Origin of the sequence: Streptomyces sp. NPDC057253 (assembly GCF_042669125.1) — a bacterium.
Lineage (GTDB): Bacteria > Actinomycetota > Actinomycetes > Streptomycetales > Streptomycetaceae > Streptomyces.
This window is the reverse complement of record NZ_JBHUXV010000034.1, coordinates 66100-86272: the sequence shown is the minus strand read 5'-3', so window position 1 is coordinate 86272 and position 20173 is coordinate 66100. Positions and strand designations below refer to the sequence as shown.

The 20173-nt window shown below is 72.1% G+C and carries 22 protein-coding genes; 20 read left to right on the top strand and 2 right to left on the bottom strand.

Annotated features, from left to right (window positions below; genetic code table 11):
- The first annotated feature begins 90 nt into the window (after positions 1 to 90).
- A complete protein-coding gene (locus tag ACFULQ_RS20480) occupies positions 91 to 525 on the top strand; it encodes a hypothetical protein (RefSeq protein WP_383545940.1) in 435 nt (144 codons plus the stop codon).
- Between the two features lie 30 nt (positions 526 to 555).
- On the opposite strand, the gene ACFULQ_RS20475 is transcribed toward ACFULQ_RS20480, so the two are convergent.
- On the bottom strand, positions 556 to 1230 hold the full coding sequence (locus tag ACFULQ_RS20475; protein WP_383545939.1) for a hypothetical protein: 675 nt from the start codon (positions 1228 to 1230) through the stop codon (positions 556 to 558).
- Between the two features lie 429 nt (positions 1231 to 1659).
- On the opposite strand from ACFULQ_RS20475, the gene ACFULQ_RS20470 reads away from it, so the two are divergent.
- The 10 genes from ACFULQ_RS20470 to ACFULQ_RS20425 all read left to right on the top strand — a co-directional run bounded on the left by ACFULQ_RS20470 (position 1660) and on the right by ACFULQ_RS20425 (position 11717).
- On the top strand, positions 1660 to 3384 hold the full coding sequence (locus ACFULQ_RS20470; protein ID WP_383545937.1) for a SpoIIE family protein phosphatase: 1725 nt from the start codon (positions 1660 to 1662) through the stop codon (positions 3382 to 3384).
- 113 nt (positions 3385 to 3497) lie between these two features.
- Positions 3498 to 4619 (top strand): DUF475 domain-containing protein, encoded by a 1122-nt coding sequence (locus ACFULQ_RS20465; RefSeq protein ID WP_383545935.1) that lies wholly within the window; start codon positions 3498 to 3500, stop codon positions 4617 to 4619.
- Between the two features lie 134 nt (positions 4620 to 4753).
- Positions 4754 to 5509, top strand: coding sequence for a DUF4097 family beta strand repeat-containing protein (locus ACFULQ_RS20460; protein ID WP_383545934.1), 756 nt, complete (start codon positions 4754 to 4756; stop codon positions 5507 to 5509).
- A gap of 212 nt (positions 5510 to 5721) precedes the next feature.
- A complete protein-coding gene (locus ACFULQ_RS20455) occupies positions 5722 to 5988 on the top strand; it encodes a DUF5133 domain-containing protein (RefSeq protein WP_383545932.1) in 267 nt (88 codons plus the stop codon).
- Positions 5989 to 6179: 191 nt separating this feature from the next.
- On the top strand, positions 6180 to 7838 hold the full coding sequence (locus ACFULQ_RS20450) for a catalase (protein WP_383545930.1): 1659 nt from the start codon (positions 6180 to 6182) through the stop codon (positions 7836 to 7838).
- A gap of 168 nt (positions 7839 to 8006) precedes the next feature.
- On the top strand, positions 8007 to 9401 hold the full coding sequence (locus tag ACFULQ_RS20445) for a diacylglycerol/lipid kinase family protein (protein WP_383545929.1): 1395 nt from the start codon (positions 8007 to 8009) through the stop codon (positions 9399 to 9401).
- Complete coding sequence (locus ACFULQ_RS20440; protein WP_383545928.1) at positions 9394 to 9984, top strand: phosphatase PAP2 family protein; 591 nt, start codon at positions 9394 to 9396, stop codon at positions 9982 to 9984. Before ACFULQ_RS20445 ends, ACFULQ_RS20440 begins: the two co-directional genes overlap by 8 nt.
- A gap of 115 nt (positions 9985 to 10099) precedes the next feature.
- Positions 10100 to 10336, top strand: coding sequence for a DUF2945 domain-containing protein (locus tag ACFULQ_RS20435; protein WP_383545927.1), 237 nt, complete (start codon positions 10100 to 10102; stop codon positions 10334 to 10336).
- 10 nt (positions 10337 to 10346) lie between these two features.
- Positions 10347 to 10835: an MSMEG_6728 family protein gene (locus ACFULQ_RS20430; RefSeq protein ID WP_383545925.1), complete on the top strand. Its 489-nt coding sequence runs from the start codon at positions 10347 to 10349 to the stop codon at positions 10833 to 10835.
- A gap of 18 nt (positions 10836 to 10853) precedes the next feature.
- Positions 10854 to 11717: an oxygenase MpaB family protein gene (locus ACFULQ_RS20425; RefSeq protein ID WP_383545923.1), complete on the top strand. Its 864-nt coding sequence runs from the start codon at positions 10854 to 10856 to the stop codon at positions 11715 to 11717.
- On the opposite strand, the gene ACFULQ_RS20420 is transcribed toward ACFULQ_RS20425, so the two are convergent.
- Positions 11714 to 12775: a LacI family DNA-binding transcriptional regulator gene (locus ACFULQ_RS20420; RefSeq protein WP_383545921.1), complete on the bottom strand. Its 1062-nt coding sequence runs from the start codon at positions 12773 to 12775 to the stop codon at positions 11714 to 11716. The genes ACFULQ_RS20425 and ACFULQ_RS20420 overlap by 4 nt on opposite strands.
- Before the next feature lie 149 nt (positions 12776 to 12924).
- On the opposite strand from ACFULQ_RS20420, the gene ACFULQ_RS20415 reads away from it, so the two are divergent.
- The 9 genes from ACFULQ_RS20415 to ACFULQ_RS20375 all read left to right on the top strand — a co-directional run bounded on the left by ACFULQ_RS20415 (position 12925) and on the right by ACFULQ_RS20375 (position 20152).
- Positions 12925 to 14043, top strand: coding sequence for a substrate-binding domain-containing protein (locus ACFULQ_RS20415; RefSeq protein ID WP_383545919.1), 1119 nt, complete (start codon positions 12925 to 12927; stop codon positions 14041 to 14043).
- 102 nt (positions 14044 to 14145) lie between these two features.
- The gene (locus ACFULQ_RS20410; protein ID WP_383545917.1) at positions 14146 to 15180 is read left to right on the top strand and encodes an ABC transporter permease; all 1035 of its coding nucleotides are present in this window, start codon (positions 14146 to 14148) and stop codon (positions 15178 to 15180) included.
- A complete protein-coding gene (locus ACFULQ_RS20405; RefSeq protein ID WP_383545915.1) occupies positions 15177 to 15965 on the top strand; it encodes an ATP-binding cassette domain-containing protein in 789 nt (262 codons plus the stop codon). Before ACFULQ_RS20410 ends, ACFULQ_RS20405 begins: the two co-directional genes overlap by 4 nt.
- Positions 15962 to 16255 carry a putative quinol monooxygenase gene (locus ACFULQ_RS20400; protein WP_383545914.1) on the top strand — a complete coding sequence of 98 codons (294 nt, stop codon included), beginning with the start codon at positions 15962 to 15964 and terminating at the stop codon, positions 16253 to 16255. The genes ACFULQ_RS20405 and ACFULQ_RS20400 overlap by 4 nt, the downstream gene beginning before the upstream one ends.
- A gap of 96 nt (positions 16256 to 16351) precedes the next feature.
- On the top strand, positions 16352 to 16897 hold the full coding sequence (locus ACFULQ_RS20395; protein ID WP_383545912.1) for an AAA family ATPase: 546 nt from the start codon (positions 16352 to 16354) through the stop codon (positions 16895 to 16897).
- Between the two features lie 61 nt (positions 16898 to 16958).
- Positions 16959 to 17252 (top strand): hypothetical protein, encoded by a 294-nt coding sequence (locus tag ACFULQ_RS20390; RefSeq protein WP_383545911.1) that lies wholly within the window; start codon positions 16959 to 16961, stop codon positions 17250 to 17252.
- A 107-nt stretch (positions 17253 to 17359) separates the two neighbouring features.
- A complete protein-coding gene (locus ACFULQ_RS20385) occupies positions 17360 to 18316 on the top strand; it encodes a Rieske 2Fe-2S domain-containing protein (RefSeq protein WP_383545910.1) in 957 nt (318 codons plus the stop codon).
- Positions 18300 to 18842 carry a DUF1360 domain-containing protein gene (locus ACFULQ_RS20380; RefSeq protein WP_383545907.1) on the top strand — a complete coding sequence of 181 codons (543 nt, stop codon included), beginning with the start codon at positions 18300 to 18302 and terminating at the stop codon, positions 18840 to 18842. Before ACFULQ_RS20385 ends, ACFULQ_RS20380 begins: the two co-directional genes overlap by 17 nt.
- 137 nt (positions 18843 to 18979) lie before the next feature.
- On the top strand, positions 18980 to 20152 hold the full coding sequence (locus ACFULQ_RS20375) for a glutamate--cysteine ligase (RefSeq protein WP_383545904.1): 1173 nt from the start codon (positions 18980 to 18982) through the stop codon (positions 20150 to 20152).
- Positions 20153 to 20173: the final 21 nt, after the last annotated feature.

Here is a 20173-nt window from a genome sequence, read left to right as displayed (position 1 = left end):
GGGCTCACCCCGCGCCGGGCCGCAACCCGCGGCCGCGCGGCGAAACGCTCTCGGCGGAGCGTGTTTGCCGTCGGAGCGAGCGGTAACGCGATGTCCATGAGTGAATCGAACGAGCAGACGAACCAAGATTCCGCGCCGACCCGGGCGACCGCGTCCAAGGCCCGGCGCACCACGGCGAAGGCCACCGCCCCGGCGTCCAAGGCGGCCAAGACGGTTGCCACGAAGACGGATGACGCCGCGTCAGCGGGCAAGGACGCGACGGAGCGTGCGGCCAAGGCGGCCAGTGGGGCCGCGCACACCGCGGCCAAGAGCGTCGAGGCCGGCCGGCAGACCGTCATCGCCGCCTCGGGGCAGGCCGCGGCCGTCGCCAAGACGGCCTGGACGGTGGTCGCCCAGCGCAAGCTCATCGCCGCGGGCGTGGGCGCGGGCCTGACGGTGCTCAGCGCGACCTCGTACGCGGTGGGCCGCCGTGCCGGACGCCACACCCACGGTCCGATCACCCGTCTGACCGGCGGGCGGATCTGAGCGACCTCCCTCGGAGAACCTCACGATCCGTCAGTTCTCCCGCGCCAACAGGTCGTTGAGGCGCGTACCCGCCGCCCAGCGCCGGAGGTCGGGACCGTCCAGCAGCCGGATCGTCTCCTCGCGCCGGGCCCAGCGGACGTCGCGGGCGCTGAAGACACCACGGTGCACGACCAGGCGCAGCGGCGATTCCCGGTCCCCGCGGTGCGGGTGGGGATGCGGCAGGTCCTCGTCCGGGAGGGGCTCCGCCACCGGCCGGAAGGCCACGTCGATACGGCGACCGGCCGCGTCCCGGGCACACAGACGCGGCCGGTCCGGCGCGGGCAGCAGCCGTACCCGCCACCCGTCCCGGCGCAGCATCCGCGCTACCGCCAGCGCGAGCCCCTCGGTGTCGAGGGCGAACAGCTCGTCAGCGGTGTAGTACCCGAGGCGACGGCGGGCACCGGGGCGCCCGCGCCGGACCCCGGCGACCACGCCCAGCGCCAGGAACGCCGCACCGGCGACCGGGACGGCGATCCCGACGGCGTGGTAGCCCACGGTGAGCGCGGCGACCACCGCGCACACGACCACCACGACACCGGCGAAGGCGGGCAGCACCTCACGGAGCCTGGGGCCGTAGAGCCCTTCGGCGCGCAGCCGGCGTACGAGAAGCCGCTTCCGCAGCCGACGCGACGGGAGGGGGCCGGACGTCCACGCCAGACGTGCCACAGCCCCGGCCCTCCCTCTGACGCCCGCTCGCGCCGCTCTCTCCACGGATACCCAGCGCGCGGCCAAGTCCCTTGCACGCAGAGGGAATTCGGCCAGACTTCCCCCAGCGCACGGAAGCGCCGGGGGGCGCGCCGGGCGGCGCTCGCCACAGACGCCTGGTACGGCCGTCCGGAGGGCCGGTCCACCGCGGCACCCCGTCGACATCCACGACGACGCCTCGCGAGACCTCGGTCGCCTCCCCTGCGACCAGGCGCTTCGGCCGGCCCGCATTCCCTCGGCGACCCGGGGGAACCCGGTTTCACGGACGTCTCAGTGGGTGAGGCTGGATGCACCGATGCCGGGGCACCCGGGAAGAGCGGAACCGACGGGTCCCGTGAACCGACCCAACGTGCGCCGACGCACGCGGCTGATCAGCGAGGAGAGCGCCACATGGCAGGGCCGGAGGACACCGAGCCCCTCGGGAAACGATCACCAGCGGTCCCCGCCGCCGGGCTGCCCCGCGTGCTGGAGGCCATCGGGACCGCTGCGTACGTTGTGGACGCGGAGGGCCGTGTCCTCGCGGTGAACGCCCATGCCGAACAGCTGCTGGTCCGGCCCGCCGAGCGCTTCCTCGGCCGTGACGCGCACGACCTGCTGCACCGGGACGCCCACGGCCACCCCCTGCCGAGGAGCCAGTGCCGCATGCGCCAGGCCTTCCACGCCCGGCTGACCGCACAGGCCGAGGAAGACTACTTCGAGTGCGGGGACGGCACCCTGCTGCCGGTCTCCTGGATGATCACCCCGTACGAGGGGGGCGGCGTGGAGGATGCCACGCTGGTGCTCCTGCACGCCCTGCGCACCCCGGAGAGCGGCCGCCGCCCGCACGCGGACGCGGCCCCCGAGCCGATGCCGGAACTCCAGCGGCTCGCGCTGCTGGCCGAGACCACCACCCGGCTGACGTCCACGCTCGACGTCGAGGAGGCATTGCGCCGGCTCACTGAGCTCGTGGTGCCCCGGCTGGCGGACTGGGTCGTCGTCGACCTCATCACCGAGCGGGACGAGGTGTGGCGTACCGCGGTCGTCCACGCGGAGGGCGACGGCCTGGTCAGCCACGAAGACCTCCAGGGACCGATGCCGCCCGTCCCCGAGGACTCCCCGATGCCCCTGTCCCGGGCACTGCGCGGGGTGGCCTCCGCGCTGGCCGGCCCGCGCACCTACCAGCGGGAACCGGACTCCGGCATCGCCGTCGAGCAGCGCCGCCTGTTCAAGGCCACCGGTATCCGCTCCGCCGTCATCGCCCCCATCCGCAGCACCCGTGCGGTGCTGGGCGCCCTGACCCTCGGCCGCGCCCAGGACCAGGTGGATTTCACCACCGCCGATCTCCCCCTGATCGAGGACATCGCCCGCCGTGCCGGACTGGCCCTGGACAACGCACGTCTCTACCAGCGTCAGCGCAAGGTCGCCGAGACCATGCAGAACCATCTGCTGCCCCAGATGCCGCGGGTGCCCGGACTGGAGATGACGGCCCGCTATCTGCCCGCCCCCGACGCCTCACAGGTCGGCGGCGACTGGTACGACGCCTTCTCCCTGTCCGACGGCGCCACCGCGCTGGCCGTCGGGGACGTCGTCGGCCACGACCTGGAGGCCGCGGCCGGCATGGCGCAGCTGCGCAACATGCTCCGCGCCTACGCCTGGGCCCACAAGGAACCACCGAGCGCCATCGTGGCCCGGCTCGACGAGGCCGTCATGCACATCACCGACGTCAGCATGGCCACCATGATCTTCGCCCGGGTCGAGGAGCGGGACGACTGCCACTGGGAGCTGACCTGGACCAACGCCGGTCACCCCCCACCGCTGCTGATCAGCCACGACGGCCTGGCGCACTTCCTCACCGACGGTCACGGCATCCTCCTGGGCACCGGGGTCCGCACCCCGCGCACCGACGCGAGCGCCGTGCTGCCGCCCGGGTCCACCCTGCTGCTGTACACCGACGGACTGATCGAGGCACCCGGCCAGACCCTCGACGAAGGCATGCAGCACCTGCGCAGACACGCGGCCTCCCTCGCCCACCGCCCCCTGACCTCCTTCACCGACCAGGTGCTGCGGCGGGTCCGGCACGTCCGCAATGACGACGACGTCGCCCTTCTCGCGGTACGAGCACCCGCCGGTGCATGAAACCCGACCCCCAGGACACCTGGGCGACGGACCGCCGTGATAGACAACGCCCGTGACGCCACGGGCTCTCGCGCCCGTCTCCGGCGACCGCCCGACAACAGGACTTGGTGCCAGTGATTCTGAAGACCTTCCGCTGGGCGTTCGCGGTGACCGCGCTCGGCCTGGCCGTGGGAGTGCTGTACGACGGATGGGCCGCGTTCGGCATCGTGGCGATCCTGGCCGTGCTGGAGATCTCGCTGTCGTTCGACAACGCGGTGGTCAACGCCGGAATCCTGAAGAAGATGAACGCCTTCTGGCAGCGGATCTTCCTCACCGTCGGCGTCCTGATCGCCGTGTTCGGCATGCGGCTGGTCTTCCCGGTCGTCATCGTCGCGATCACCGCGAAACTCAACCCGTACGACGCGGTCCAACTGGCGCTGACCGACAAGGACCGCTACCAGCAGCTGGTGACCGACGCGCACCCGGCGATCGCCGCGTTCGGTGGCATGTTCCTGCTGATGATCTTCCTGGACTTCATCTTCGAGGACCGGGACATCAAGTGGCTGGCCTGGCTGGAGCGTCCGCTGGCCAAGCTCGGCAAGGTCGACATGCTGTCGGTCTGCATCGCCCTGGTCGTCCTGCTGATCACCGCGTTCACCTTCGCCACCCACGCCCACCAGCACGGCGGCGCCCATGTCGACAAGGCGCAGACCGTCCTGATCTCCGGTGTCGCGGGTCTGATCACCTACATGGTCGTCGGGGGCCTGTCCGGCTACTTCGAGAACCGGCTGGAAGAGGAGGAGGAACGCGAGGAAGCGGCCGAACGCTCCGGCTCCTCGGGGTCGGCGGTCCAACTCGCGGGCCAGGCCGCCTTCTTCATGTTCCTCTACCTCGAAGTCCTCGACGCCTCCTTCTCCTTCGACGGCGTGATCGGCGCGTTCGCCATCACCAACGACATCGTCCTGATGGCGCTGGGCCTCGGCATCGGCGCGATGTACGTCCGGTCGCTGACCGTGTACCTGGTCCGCCAGGGCACCCTCGACGACTACGTCTACCTGGAGCACGGCGCCCACTACGCGATCGGCGCCCTCGCGGTGATCCTCATGGTCACCATCCAGTACGAGATCAACGAGATCATCACCGGCCTCGTCGGCGTGGTCCTGATCGGCTGGTCCTTCTGGTCCTCGGTGCGTCGCAACAGGGCTCTGGCGGCCACCGAGGGCGCGCAGGACACGGACTCGGTGCCGGTGCCGTAAGCAAGCCGTCCCGCCGCCCGCCGTCCCGCCGCCCGCCGTCCCGCCGCCCGCCGCCCCGCCGTCCCGCCGCCCGCCGTCCCGCCGCCCGCCGCCCCGCCGTCATGGCCGCGGGGGAGCGGGGCATCCGACGAGCTATGAAGGCTTTGCCGAAACGGCGTTCGACGTTACTCCTCGCCATGGCGGCGCTGCTGCCGCTCGCCGTGGCGTGCAGCGATGACCACGGCGGGGGAGCACACGGCCCGCAGACGCTCCGCGGAGCGGCCTCGGGCGAACAGGTGGTGATCGCCACCGACAACGGCCTGCGGCTGCGCCCCGCCGACGGTGACCACGTCACGGTGGACGACCGCGTCGAAGGACACTGGTCGCACCACAAGGACGTCTGGACGCTCGACCTGACGTGCGCCGACCGCAGCGAGGGCGACGGGGACTGCCCCCGGATGCCGTACGTGGAGATCCCCGACGGCATGCACGTCACGGCCACCGCGCGCAATGCCGGCGTAGACGTGGCGGGTGTCGCCGCCGCCCTGGACGTCACCACCGTCAACGGCGATGTGACGCTGACCCGTTCGGGCCGGGACGGCGCCGACGTGCGGCTGTCCACCCGCAACGGCTCGGTGCGCGCGACGGCCGTAGAAGCGCGCCGGCTGTATGCCGCGACCACCAACGGGGACGTGCTGCTCGGCTGTGCCGCGGTCCCCTCGGGTGTCACGGCCACGACCGTCAACGGCTCCGTCGACGTCACCGTGCCGCACGACAGCCCCGCCTACCGGGTCACCGCGACCACTGACAACGGCCGCGCCACGGTGGCCGTCCCGGTGCGACACGCCGACCAGGACCACACCATGACGCTGACCACCGTCAACGGCGACGTCGGCGCCCGCCGGGACTGACCTCGCGGCGTCGTGCGAGGTGGGGAACCCCCATCGCCCCGGGCCCCGCCGGTCATGGTTTGGTCCGCCGGGGCGGGGGCAGACGGCGGTCAGGTGCTTGGGATCACAGGCCCACCGCGGAAGCGGCCGAAGCGGCTCTTCTTGGTGCCTGCCGCCCGAGGCTCTTCCGTGGCGCAGTCCTCACTTCCACTGCTCAGCTGGAGGAGCACACCATGCTCATGGCCCACCCCGTCCTTCTCACCGATCTCCTCGAGCGCTACGAGGCGTTGCGGGTGCTCCACGCGGAGGACGGCAGCGTCGAGGCACGTCAGCGCCTCGAGGACGTCTCCTACACCCTGTGCATCGCCACAGGAACCCGGGACATCGACTCCGCGCTGACCGCGGCCCGCCGCCAGCTGTCCGGCGCGTCCGGCACCCCGTCCGCCTCCGGCACGTCCGGCGTCCGCCCCGGCGGCGACGCGCTGGTGGCGGGCGCGTGATCCCCCGGGCCCGCACCCACCCGGCGTGCGGGCCCACCTCGTCGGGCGGGTCGACCTCGTCGCGAGGGCCGGCATCCATCGCGTGAGTGGCGTGAGCCGACCGGGTACTCGGGTGATCCGCCACCACTGGCCGGAGGTCGCCCGCTGTGCCGGGGCCCGCCGTCGGCCACGAACCGAAGGAGCCCTAGATCATGACGGATGTGTCCGGTACCGGTCCCGCTCCCGGGGACGACCGCGAGGTACTCACCAACCGCCAGGGCCACCCGGTCCACGACAACCAGAACCAGCGCACCGTCGGCGCCCGCGGGCCCGCCACGCTGGAGAACTACCAGTTCCTGGAGAAGATCAGCCACTTCGACCGGGAACGCATCCCCGAGCGCGTCGTGCATGCCCGCGGCGTGACCGCCTACGGCTTCTTCGAGGCCTACGGCAGCTGGGGCGACGAGCCGATCAGCCGGTACACCCGCGCCAAGCTGTTCCAGGAGCGCGGCAAGCGCACCGACCTGGCCGTCCGTTTCTCCACCGTCATCGGCGGCCGGGACTCCTCCGAAGCCGCTCGCGACCCCCGCGGCTTCGCCGTGAAGTTCTACACCGAGGACGGCAACTGGGACCTGGTCGGCAACAACCTGGGCGTCTTCTTCATCCGGGACGCGATCAAGTTCCCGGACGTCATCCACGCCCTCAAACCCGACCCGGTCACCTTCGAGCAGCAGCCGCGCCGCATCTTCGACTTCATGTCCCAGACACCCGAGTCGATGCACATGCTGGTCAACCTGTTCAGCCCGCGCGGCATCCCCGCGGACTACCGCCACATGCAGGGCTTCGGCGTGAACACCTACAAGTGGGTCAACGACGAGGGCCGGACCGTCCTCGTCAAGTACCACTGGATGCCCAAGCAGGGCGTGCGCAGCATGACCGAGGAGGACGCCGCCAACGTACAGGCCGACTCCCTCGGCCACGCGACCAAGGACCTGTACGAGGCCGTCGCCCGGGGCGAGTACCCGGAGTGGGAGCTCCTGGTCCAGATCATGGACGACCACGACCACCCCGAGCTGGACTTCGACCCGCTCGACGACACCAAGACCTGGCCCGAGCAGGACTTCCCGCCCAAGGCGGTGGGCCGGATGGTGCTCGACCGGATGCCGGAGAACTTCTTCGCCGAGAACGAGCAGATCTCCTTCGGCACCGGGGTCCTCGTCGACGGCCTGGACTTCTCCGACGACAAGATGCTCGTCGGCCGGACCTTCTCCTACAGCGACACCCAGCGCTACCGGGTCGGCCCCAACTACCTCCAGCTCCCCGTCAACCAGGCCAAGCACGCCGAGGTGCGCACCAACCAGCGCGACGGCCAGATGACGTACCACGTGGACCGCGGGGGCGAGAACCCGATCGTCAACTACGAGCCGTCCATCACCGGCGGCCTGCGCGAGGGCCAGTACGCGACCGAGGACGAGCAGGGCCCGGAGATCCGCGGGCGGCTCACGCGCAAGCGGATCCCCCGCACCAACGACTACCTGCAGGCCGGGCAGCGCTACCTGCTCCTCGAGGACTGGGAGCGCGACGACCTGGTGAAGAACTTCACCGACCTGCTCGCGCAGTGCGACCGGCCCGTGCAGGAGCGCATGGTCTGGCACTTCCTGCTGGTCGAGAACGACCTGGGGCTGCGGGTGGGCGAGGGGCTCGGCATCAGCCCGGAGGACGTGGCCGGCCTCGAACCGCTGGCCTCCCAGGACCTCACCGACGAGGACCGCAAGCGCCTGTCGAACCTCGGCAAGAACCCTCCGCGCGACGTGGAGGGACTGACCATGACCCACTGCGTCCCGGACGAGAGGCATGTCGTGACCCGTTGAGGGCATCCGCGGACCTGTGTGGGGGCGTCCCGGTCCGGCCCGGGCATGAGATCGTGGGGCCACCATGCCGTACGGATCATGGACGGGAGAGGCCGGGCGGGTTCCGCACCGCGGGCACCAGGTGTCACGCGCGCGGCACACGCCCCTCACAGGACTGCCCGAGGGATCATGAAGACGACGAGAGCCGACGACGAGGCCGTGCCGGACGGTGCACAGCAGGGTCACCGGCATGCCGGCTCCCGCCTGGAGGCGCAGAACCTCGCCCGGCTCGCGCTGCTCTGTCTGGCGGGAGTGGTCGCGGCCGTGGTGGCGGCGGGCCACTGGCTCCTGCTGTTGCTGGGCCTCGTCGGCATCGCCCTGGCCGGTGCGGGCCTGTGGTGGGCCGTGGCACACCGGGGCATCGCGCGGGTGTGCGGCGCCCTGCTGGCGCTGGCGGCGCCCATCGCCGTCCTGGTGCTGTACGCCGTCTCCGGCCTGTGGCCGTTCGCCGCGGTCGCGCTGGCACTGTGGGGTGCGGCGCTGGCCAGCGCCCGCAGCGCCCTGCGTCGGCTCCGGGCGCCGAGAGGGCGGCGGTCCCGCTCGGTCCGGCCGCCGCGCAGACCCGTACTGATCATGAACCCCCGGTCGGGCGGCGGGAAGGTCGGCGAGCACGCGCTGGTGGAGCGGGCCGAGGCCTTGGGCGCCCGGGTGATCCTGCTCGACCTCGACAACGACCCGGATCCGGCGGCACTGGCCCGCGAGGCCGTCGCGCAGGGCGCGGACCTGCTCGGCGTGGCGGGCGGCGACGGCACCCAGGCCCTGGTGGCGGCGGTGGCCGTCGAGCACGGGCTGCCGTTCATGGTGCTGTCCGCCGGGACCCGCAACCACTTCGCGATGGACCTGGGCCTGGACCGCGACGACCCGGCCGCCGGTCTGGACGCCCTCACGCACGGGGTGGAGATCCGGGTCGACCTGGGGGACGTGGCCGGGCGGCCCTTCGTCAACACGGTCTCCTTCGGGACGTACGCGGAGATCGTGCAGAACCCCGAGTACCGGGACGCCAAAGCGGCCACCGCCCTCGAACGACTGCCCGACCTGCTGGGCGGTGAGGCCGGTGCGCGGCTGACGGCCAAGGTGGGCGAGCAGCAGATCGAGGACCCGCAGGCCCTGCTGGTGAGCAACAACCCCTATGCGCTGGGCGACCCGCTGGGTGCCGGGCGCAGACCACGCCTGGACGGAGGGGAGCTCGGCGTGGTCGCCGTGCGGATAGCGAGCGCGGCACAGGCCGCCGAACTGGCGCTGCGGGGTGAACGGGCCCGCGGAATCACCGTGCTGACCGCCCGGCGCGTGATCGTCGAGGCCGACGCGGAGGTCATCCCGGTGGCCGTGGACGGGGAGGCGCTGACGCTGCCCCAGCCCGTCGTGTGCACCGTACGGCCGGGAGTCCTGCGGATGCGGGTACCCCGGAACCGTCCCGGAGCGCCGTACACCGCCCCGTCGGTTGACTGGCGCCGTGTCGTCCGGCTGGCCCTCGGCCGAACTCCCCTTCCGACCGACAAGAACCAGGAGCAGAGCAATGCTTGACCGACCCCAGTGGGACCAGGAAGTCGCCCGGGACCTGTTGCGCGATCTCGCCGCCCTCGACCAGGCGCTGTACGAGGCGGTGACCGTCACCCGGACGCCGACGCTGGACCACGCCCTGCGCCGGCTGTCCGCGGCGGCGGACCACTCCAAGATCTCGTTCACGGTCGCCGGTCTGCTCGCGCTGTTCCCCGGCCGGCCCCGGCGGGCCGCCGCGCTCGGGGTCGCGGCCATCGGGGTCGCCTCCGCGAGCGCGAACCTGCTCGGCAAGCGCCTGGTGCGACGGCCGCGTCCGCACCGAGCCGTGGACTCGCCGTTCCCCGGCCGGCACGTGCCCATGCCGGAGTCGGCGTCCTTCCCCTCGGGCCACACCGCGTCCGCGGTCGCGTTCGCCGCGGCGGTGGGGCCCGCCCTGCCCGTCGTCACCGTGCCGCTCGGTCTGCTGGCCTGCGCGGTGGGGTACTCACGGATCCACACCGGGGTGCACTATCCGGGTGACGTGGTCGCCGGCGCCGTCCTCGGCACCGGCGCGGCCGCCGTGGTCCTCGCCACGGTCGGCCGGCAGGGGCTGAACCGGCGCGGCTGACCGCCGCACGGGGAGCCGCACCGCATCCGAACGCCGATCCACCGAGGAAGCAGAGGGGGAGAGCAGACAGACGGCGCACCACCCGACCCGCGGGGACAGGGACGGAGGACCCACGATGGCGAAGAAGAAGGACGACAGGGCCCAGGACAAGAAGTTCGCCCGGGGCGACGAGGTCACCTGGAGCAGCCACGGCGGCACCGCCGAGGGCACGGTCGAACGGAAGATCACCCGACGCACCGAAGCCGCCGGCCGCACCGTGGACGCCTCGCCCGAGGACCCGCAGTACGAGGTGCGCAGCGCCAAGTCCGGGAGGACGGCGGTCCACAAGCCGTCCTCCCTGCGCAGGAAGTGAGCGGGTCCCGATGCAGACCTTCCTGCCCGACCCCGACTTCCGGCAGTCGGCCCTGCTGCTGGACCGGCGCCGGCTGGGCAAGCAGCGGGTCGAGACCCTTCAGGTCCTGCGCGGTCTGACCGTCCCCGGATACGGCTGGCGCCATCACCCGGCGGTGCGGATGTGGACGGGGTACGAGGAGGCGCTCGTACGGTACGGCCTCGAGGTCTGCCGGGTCTGGTGCGAACAGGGCCACCAGGACAGCTGCGCCACCTCGCTGCTCGCCGGACTGCCCGCACCGCGGCCCGGCACCGCGGTGCGCGACCAGCGGCAACTGGCCGCCGACGGCGAACTGCCGCCCTGGCTCGGCGACGAGGCCTTCCACGAGAGCCACCGCTCGGCACTTCTGCGCAAGGACCCGCAGACGTACGCCGAGATGTTCGCCGGCACCCCCGACGACCTGCCCTACGTGTGGCCCGCCTCGGACCGGGACGCCCGGCGCGCCCCCGCCGAGCGGTAGAGCCAGGGAGACCGATTCATGCTGATCGCGGTCCGTGAACAGCTGGGACAGGCCCTGTTCCGCCGGGTCGCGGGCCCCGAGGGACCGGCGACCCGCGCCCGCATCCACGACACCCCCGGGCCGCGCTGGTTCGCACCGGACCGCCCGATCCGCACGGTCCACGGCGACGCCTCGATGTTCATCGGCGGGCTCGGCGCGCTGCTTCTCCAGTCCCTGCACCCGCTCGCCATGGCCGCGGTGGCCGGTCACTCCGGTTACCGGGGCGACCCGTGGGGCCGCCTCCAGCGCACCAGCACCTTCCTGGCGGTGACGACCTACGGCACCGCCGAGGACGCGCAGCGGGCCGTCGACCAGGTCCGCGACATCCACGAGCACATCCGCGGGACGACCGCCGAGGGAGCGCCGTACCACGCGGCCGACCCCCACCTGCTGGGCTGGGTGCACGCCGCCGAGACGGACAGCTTCCTGCGCGCCCACGAACGCTACGGAGCCCGACCCCTGGACACCGCCGGCTACGACGCCTACGTCGCCGACACGGCACGCGTGGCCGAGGCCCTGGGCGTCGTCGACCCGCCACGCGACCGCCGTGAACTGTCCGAACGGCTCACCGCCTACCTCCCCGAACTGCACGCCACCCCCGAAGCCCGCGCCGCCGCCCGGTACCTGCTCCTCCGCCCCCCGCTGCCGCTCGCCGTACGCCCGTTCTACGGCGGCCTGGCCGCCAACGCCGTGGCCCTGCTGCCCCTCTGGGCCCGCAGCATGCTGTGGCTGCCCCGCCTGCCCCTCGTCGAGACCATGGCGGTGCATCCCACCGGCCAGGCGCTGACCCGGACCATCCGCTGGGCCATGACCCGGCCACAGCGCCCCTCACCCGGCTCCTAGAGTCGGTTCTGGCGCGCCGCCGCCGGGATCTCGCCCGAGCCCCGCTCGATCAGCCGGGTCGGCACGGTGACGGTCCGGGTGGGGGCCTCGTCGCCGTCGAGCCTGCGGAAGAGCGTCTCGGCGGCCTGTTTGCCCAGTTGCTCGACGTCCTGGGCGATGACCGAGACGCCCGGGCTGAGGATGTCCGCCAGCGGGAAGTCGTCGAAGCCCACCTGGGCGACGGAGTGCTGCAACCCCAGCGCGCGCAGGGCGCGAACGGCCCCTATGGTGAGCAGGTTCTGGCTGGTGAACAGCGCCGTCGGCGGGTTCGGCAGTGACAGGAACTCCTCGGTCGCGGCCATGGCGGCCGCCTCACTGGCCTCCACGTGCCGCACGATCTCGTCGTCGCACTTGACGTGCGCGACCTCCAGCGCGTGCCGGTACCCCTCGAAACGCAGCGCGGCGGTGGGGATGGACGCCCGGTCGCCGAGGTAGGCGATCCGGCGGTGACCCGCCCGCAGCAGATGGTCGACGGCGGTGACGGCGCCCTGCCGGTTGTCGGAGACCACCGCGTCCGCGTCGAGCAGCCCGGCCTCGCGGTCCACGAAGACCATGCAGGTGCCGGAGCGCTGCTCGCTGATCAGATAGCTCTGGTCGCGCCCGGCCGGGACGATCACCAGCCCGTCGACCCGGCGGTCCACGAGAGCCCGCGCCAACTCGCGTTCCCGCGCCGGGTCCTCGTCGAGACTGCCGACCAGCACCAGCACACCGCGTTCCCGCGCCACGTTCTCGACGGTGCGGGTCAGGGCGGCGGAGAAGGGGTTCGCCGCGTCCTCGACGAGCATGCCGATGGTGGCCGTACGGCCGTCCCCGCGCCGCAGGCTGCTGGCCGTGAGGTTGGGCCGGTAGCCCAGTTGGTCGGCGGCCTCACGGACCCGGGCGACGATCGCCGGGTCCACGGTGGGCACGCCGTTGACGACACGCGAGACCGTCTTGATGGCCACGCCGGCCAGCGCCGCCACCTCGCGCATCGTGGGGCGGCTGCGGGGGGACCGCGGCGGAGGTTCGCCCTGAGTCATCGTTGTCTCCAGCCGGGTCGCGCGTTACTCACTCGTTGCCGACGTATGTCTACCAGCCCCTTGACGCCCTCGTCCATATGGGTCCAGCATCCCCGTCAGTCAACGTTGTCTCAGCGTCGGCCAAGGGACGGCTCCGAAAGGGATCAGCTATGAACTTCTCCAGCAGCCAGGTGTCGGGCCGCCGCAGTCCGCGCGTCCGGGCGGCAGCGATCGGCGTCACCATGTGCCTCGGCGTGACGCTGGCGGCCTGCGGTTCCTCCGACAGCGGCTCCGCCTCGGGCAGCGGCGACAAGGTCGGGGTCTCGCTGATCCTGAAGACGCTCACCAACCCGTACTTCGTGAGCATGCAGAAGGACGCCAAGGCCCAGGCCGCCAAGGACAACGTGGACCTGACGGTGGCCGCGGGCAGCTCCGACGGCGACACCCAGACCCAGATCACCGCCATCGACAACGCGATATCGCGCGGCGACAAGGGCATCCTGATCACCACCAACGGCGACGCCGTGAACGCCGCCCTGGGCCGTGCCAAGCAGGCCGGCCTCTTCGTGATCGCCCTCGACACCGCCCTCAACCCGGCGAGTACCGCCGACATCACCTACGCCACCGACAACGAACAGGCGGGCAAGCTCGACGGCCAGTACGCGGCCGCCGCCCTGGACGGCAAGCCCGCGGTCATCGCCATGCTCGACCTGTTCAACAACCAGGTGGTCTCCGTCGACATCCAGCGCGACCACGGCTTCCTGGAGGGCATGGGCATCGACCCGGGGAGCAAGACCGAGAACGGCAAGGAGGCCAAGTCCGGCAAGTACACCGGCGGCAAGGGCGGCACGTACACGATCGCCTGCCACCAGCCCACCCAGGGCGCCATCGACGGCGGGCGCACCGCGATGGAGAACTGCCTGTCGGCCAACCCGGACATCAACGTCGTCTACGCGATCAACGAACCCGCCGGTGAAGGCGCGTACAACGCGCTGAAGGCCGCCGGCAAGGAGAAGAACGTCGCGATCTACGCCATCGACGGCAGCTGCTCCGGCCTGAAGAACGTCACCAGCGGAAAGTTCGCCGCCGACGCCGTGCAGTACCCCGGCAAGATGGCGGCCCTCGGTGTGAGCTCGATCGCGAAGCTGGCCCGCGGCGGCAGCAAGCCCAGCGTCACCAACGGCAAGTCGTTCTACGACACCGGAACCGCGCTGGTGGCCAACAAGGCCCTCGGGGGCCTGACCGTCCAGTCCCCGGACCAGGCCGCGTCCGCCTGCTGGGGCAGCTGACGCCCCACCCCGGTGCGACGCCGGCCGTCAGCGCGCCGGCGTCGCACCCGCACCACCCGAGCCCATGAGCCGTACCGGGGAAGACAGCGGAAGGACCCCCCTGTGACCACTCACGTGGACAGTCAAGCCACACCGGCACCGGCGGAGGAGTTCCTCAACCGGCCCGCCACCCTCAGCCAGCGCATCCACTCGGTGCTGCACCGCCAGCCGGCGCTCAGCCCGGCGATCGTCCTGGTGCTCGCAGCCATCGTGTTCTCCCTGGTGAACGACCGCTTCTACGCGCTGCAGAACCTCTCGCTGGTGGCTCAGCAGGTGGCCGTCATCGGCACGCTCGCCGTCGGCCAGACGGTGATCATCCTGACCGCGGGCATCGACCTGTCGATCGGCGCCGTCATGGTGCTCGCCTCGCTGCTGATGTCGAAGCTGGTCGCCGACAGCGGCTGGCCGGGCGGACTCGCCCTGCTGGCCGGGGCCGTCGTCGCGGTCGCGGCGCAGGCCGTCAACGGACTGCTGGTGACCAAGGTCAAGCTGCCGCCGTTCATCGTCACCCTCGGCACCCTCAGCGTCTTCACCGCGATCACCCTGATCTACGCCAAGGGCCAGACCATCTCGCTCCAGCCGGGCAACGTCCTGATGTGGAGCGGCCAGACGATCGCCGTCGGCCAGCTCAACCTGACGTACGGCGTCCTCCTCATGATCGCCCTGTACGCCGTGGTCGGCTACGCCCTGCGCTACACGGCCTGGGGCCGGCACCTGTACGCGGTGGGCGACGACATCGAGGCCGCCCGGCTCGCCGGCATCTCCGTCAACCGGGTGCTGCTCAGCGCCTACATGCTGGCCGGCGTCACCATCGCGGTGGCCGCCTGGGTCCTGGTCGGCCGGGTCGGCGGCGGTGACCCCAACAGCGGGCTCAACGCCAACCTCCAGTCCATCACCGCCGTGGTCATCGGCGGGACCAGCCTGTTCGGCGGCCGCGGTGTGGTGTTCGGGTCGCTGATCGGCGCCCTCATCGTGCAGGTGTTCGTCAACGGTCTGGCGCTGGCCGGGATCGACCCGAACTACCAAGTCCTCGCAGTCGGCGTCCTGGTGATCGCGGCTGTCTCCGTCGACCAGTGGATCCGGAGTGTGAAGTCGTGACGACCGCCACCGCCCCCGTTCTCGAGGCCAAGGGCCTGGTCAAGGTCTTCGGCCGGGTCGTCGGACTGAACGACGTCGACCTCACCCTGCACCCCGGCGAGGTCCTCGCCGTGATCGGCGACAACGGCGCCGGCAAGTCCACGCTGATCAAGTGCCTGTCCGGGGCCCTGGTCCCGGACCGGGGCAGCATCTTCGTCGAAGGCCGGGAGGTCGGCTTCAAGCGGCCGCAGGACGCCCGGGACGCCGGTATCGAGACCGTGTACCAGACCCTCGCCGTGGCCCCCGCCCTCGACATCGCCAGCAATCTCTTCCTCGCCCGCGAGATCCGCCGCAAGGGCATCCTCGGCTCGGTGTTCCGCATGCTCGACACCGGCGAGATGAAGAAGCAGGCCGCCGACCACATCAAGCGGCTCGGCATCGGCACGCTCCAGAACATCAACCAGGCGGTGGAGACGCTCTCCGGCGGCCAGCGCCAGTCCGTGGCCGTCGCCCGGACCGCGGTGTTCGGGGGCCGGGTGGTCATCCTCGACGAACCCACCGCCGCGCTCGGCGTCCGGGAGACCGGCCAGGTCCTCAAACTCGTCCGCGACCTGCGTGACCAGGGCCTCGGTGTCATCCTCATCAGCCACAACATGCCGAACGTCTTCGAGGTCGCCGACCGCATCCACATCCAGCGCCTCGGCGGCTGCGCGGGCGTCATCACCCCCGACGCGTACTCGATGGAGGACGCGGTCGCCATCATGACGGGCGCGAAGAAGATCACCCGTGCGGACGCCGCCTCGTGACCAGGACCCTGTACGCCGAGTTCACCGCGCGTGAGGGAGCGGCGGCCGAAGTCGCCCGCCTGCTGGGGGAGTACGCCCTGAAGGTCCGTGCGGAGGAAGGCAACCTCGCCTTCGACGTGTACACCAAGGCCGACGCCCCGCGCGCCTTCTGGATCTTCGAGGTGTACCGCGACGAGAACGCCTTCCGAACCCACCTGAACGCCCCGTACGGTCCCCCCTTCAACGCGGCCCTCGCACCGCTCATCGAGGAGGACGCCTCGGTCCTGACCCATCTCGATCCAGTGCTCTGACGATCTCGGTCGCCGCCGCCCGCCGTACAGCCCGGGGTGTACGCGGGATGGCGGCGACCGACCACCGCCCCTGAACGCGCCGCCGACCACGGTAAGTTGGCAGCTGTGTTGGTGGGCACGGAGCAGACGCGGCTGATCGTCCTGCGCGGCAATTCGGCCTCGGGCAAGTCGAGCGTCGCCGCGGGCCTGCGGGACCGCTTCGGCCGCGGCCTGGCCATCGTCGGACAGGACAACCTGCGCCGGATCGTGCTCCGGGAGCGCGACCGGCCCGGCGCGGCGAACATCGGCCTCATCGAGCTGACCGCCCGTTACGCGCTGGACGCCGGGTTCCACGTCGTGGTGGAGGGGATTCTGTACGCCGACCGCTACGGTGAGATGCTGGCCCGGCTGCGCGCCGACCACCGCGGCCCGACCCACGGCTACTACCTGCACGTGCCCTTCGAGCAGACCCTCGCCCGGCACGCCACCAAGCCGATCGCGGACGAGGTCGGCGCAGCGCAACTGCGGGACTGGTACCGGGAGTTGGATCTGCTGCCCGGTGTCGGGGAGACCGTCGTCGGAGCGGACAGCACCCTGACCGGGACGGTCGGCCGCATCATGCTCGACACCGGCCTGGCCCGGCTCCCCGAACTCGATCGCTGAACACTTTGCCCCGCGTGCGAAACGTCCGGTGGACCTCCTTGATCGGGGTACACGGCCCGGCATGACACACACTGACGACTCCGCGGCTGCCCGCGCCGCGAGCCAACTGCGCCGTATGCGGAACTTCTACGCGGTCGGCGTCGCCCTGTGGACGGCATCGTCGGCCTGGACGACGTGGGATTCCCCCGGCAGCCGGCCCATGTGGACCTCCTTGCTGCTCCTGGCCGTCTTCACCGCACTGCTGGCCATGGCCTGGCGGTGGCTGCGGCGCCTGGAGTCCACCGGCCCGGCCCGTCCCTCCCACCGCGCCGCCTTCTCCGGCAGGCCCGGACGCCACGCTCTGTCCAAGCCGTGACCGTCCCGGCAAGCCGGACTCCGGACGCGTGCGCGCGGTCATCAGGCCGGGCGCCTGGCCCTCTCGTCCTCCGTTTGCCGCTCGTGCGGAGGGAGACCCGGCTCCCCATGAGCGCGCGACGACGTCATCCACGTACACGAGAGAACCGCGTCCTGCGACTGTTCGCCCGCCTGGAGCGGGAGGCCCGGCTGGACCCGGTGATCGACAAACTCGGGGCGGGGATACGGTCCCTGCCGCTGGGGCGGGGCCGGGACGCGCTGCACGGCAGGTGGCTGGGGCATCCCGTCCATCCGCTGCTGGTGCAGGTGCCGATCGGCAGTTGGCTGTCCGCAGCCGTGCTGGACCTGCGCAGGGACCGCCCCCGTGAGGCGGGCCTGCTGGTGGGCGTCGGCCTGGCCGCCGCCACCCCCGCGGCCCTGACGGGCGCCGTCGACTGGGCCGAGCTGAACCCTCCGCAGCAGCGCGTGGGACTGGTGCACGCGCTGTCCAACACGGCGGCCCTCGCCCTCTACACGGCCTCCCTGGCCTGCCGCGCCACCGGGCGGACACGGACGGGCCGGACCCTCGGCTTCCTGGGACTCACCGCGGTCGGGGCGGGCGGCATGCTGGGCGGTCACCTGGCCTACCGGCAGGCCGCCGGCGCCAACCACGCCGAGGCCGTGCCCCACCTCGTCACGCCGGGCTGGCACCGGATCGGCGCCCTGGACGACCTCCCGCCCGGCCTGCCGGTGCGGCGCAGCGTGGACGACGTGCCCGTGATGGTGCTGCGCGAGACCGACGGGACCGTCCACGCACTCGCCGACCGGTGCAGTCACCTGGCGGGACCGCTCTCCGAGGGGACGGTGTCCGACGGCTGCGTCCAGTGCCCCTGGCACGGCAGCGTCTTCCGCCTCACCGACGGCCTGAACGTCCGTGGCCCGGCCGTCGCGCCCCAGCCCGCCTTCGAGGTACGGGTCACCGACGGGCAGGTCGAGGTGCGCCTGCGCGGTCAGGAGGGGCAGGACGCGGACGGCGGTGAGCCGGAGCAGAACCTGAGCGAGGTGGACCATGCCCACATCCACTGACCGCCGCCTCGGCCGACGGGCCCAGGCGTTCCTGCGCCGCACGGGCCGCACCTACGCGGGCACGCACGACCGGCCCCTGCGCGGCTACCTCGCGGCCATGACCGCGTTCACCGTCTACACGGCGGGCTGGGCCACGGCGGTACGGCTCCGCGGGCGCCCCCTGCCCGACCGGCCGCAGCCCTGGGACGTGCTCCTGACCTCGGTGGCCACCTTCCGGCTGAGCCGGCTGATCAGCAAGGCGTCGGTGACCAGCCCGCTGCGGGCCCCCTTCACGACGTACGTCGGTCCGCAGGGCCCCGCCGAACTGCACGAGGAAGCGCAGTCCGAGACCGGCAAGGACACCGTGGGCGAGCTGATGACCTGCCCGTTCTGCATGAGCGTCTGGGTGGCCTCGACCCTGACCGCCGGTCAGCTGCTGTGGCCGCGCGCCACGCGCACCGCGATGGGCACGGCCACGGCTCTGGCCGGGGCCGACGCGCTGCAACTGGCGTACGGCGCGCTGGTCGACAGGACCACCCACCACTGAGCGGAAAAAAGCGCTCATCTGTGAACGAGCTCCATCAAATGCGCATAGCCACGCTTACCGGTCGACCGGATGGGCACTTGGGGGTCACCCTGGGACAAGCGGGACCTTCCGCGACACCTCGAGGAGCGAACGTGGCCATGCGCATCGGTGTAGAGGAGGAGTTCCACATCCTGGAAGCGGAAAGCGGGCTGCTCGTGCCACGTGCCGAGGCGGTCCTGGGCCGGCTTCCGGGGCGTACCTTCACGACGGAGCTGCACCAGTCCACCGTGGAGTCGAACAGCGGGGTGCACGCGTCCCTGGGCGGCTTGTACGCCGACCTCGCCGGAACCAGACGGCGGCTCGACGCGGCCGCCTCCTCGCTGGGGCTCGGGGTGGTGGCCGCGGGCACGGCACCCCTCGCCCCGGCCGTCTCCGGCCATCCCACCGCGGACGCGCGCTACCACCACATGGTCGAGGAGTACCGCCGGGTGGCCGACGAGCAGCTCATCTGCGGGGCCCAGGTCCACGTGGACATACCCGACCGCGACACCGCCGTGAGCGTGCTGTGCGCGGTCTCCCCGTGGCTGCCCGCCCTGCTGGCGCTCTCCGCCAGCTCACCGTTCTGGCAGGGGTCCGACACCGGCTATGCCAGCTGGCGCACCCTGCTCTGGCAGCGCTGGCCGACCGCCGGTCCCGTCGGCTGTTTCGGGAGCGCGGCCGAGTACGACGCCGCGGTGGGCGACCTCGTCCGCGCGGGGGTCATCAGCGACCCGGGAATGATCTACTACGACGTCCGCCCCTCCGCGCATCTGCGGACCCTGGAACTGCGGATCTGCGACGCCTGTCCGCGGGTGGAGACCGTCGTGCTCGTCGCCGGCCTGTTCCGCGCCCTGGTGGCCGAGGCCCTTGAGCTGCGCGCGGCCGGAGCCGCGAGGTGCGACGGCCGTCACGAATGGCTGCGCGGCGCCTCCTGGCGGGCCGCCCGGTCCGGCCTGGAGGGCGCCCTGGTGGATCCCCGGACCCACCGGGAGGCGCCCGCCGCCGACGTCGTCCGCGGACTGCTCGCCCGGTTGCGACCCGCGCTGGAGGCCCACGGCGACTGGGAGACCGTCAGTGATCTGGCCGAGGCGGCCCTGGCGGAGGGCAGCGCCGCCGAGCGCATGCGCCGCAAGGCGAGCGACGAGGACCTGCTGGCCTGCACCGACCTGCTGATCGCGGAGACCCGCGGCGAGCGGCGGGACCGCAGGGCGGCCTCCGTCGCCCGCAGGAAGGTCCGGCGCTCCCTCACGGGCCGGGCGGGTTCCGGGACACCGGAGGTTCTCGGCAGCTGATCCCGCCGCGCGCGGCCGCGC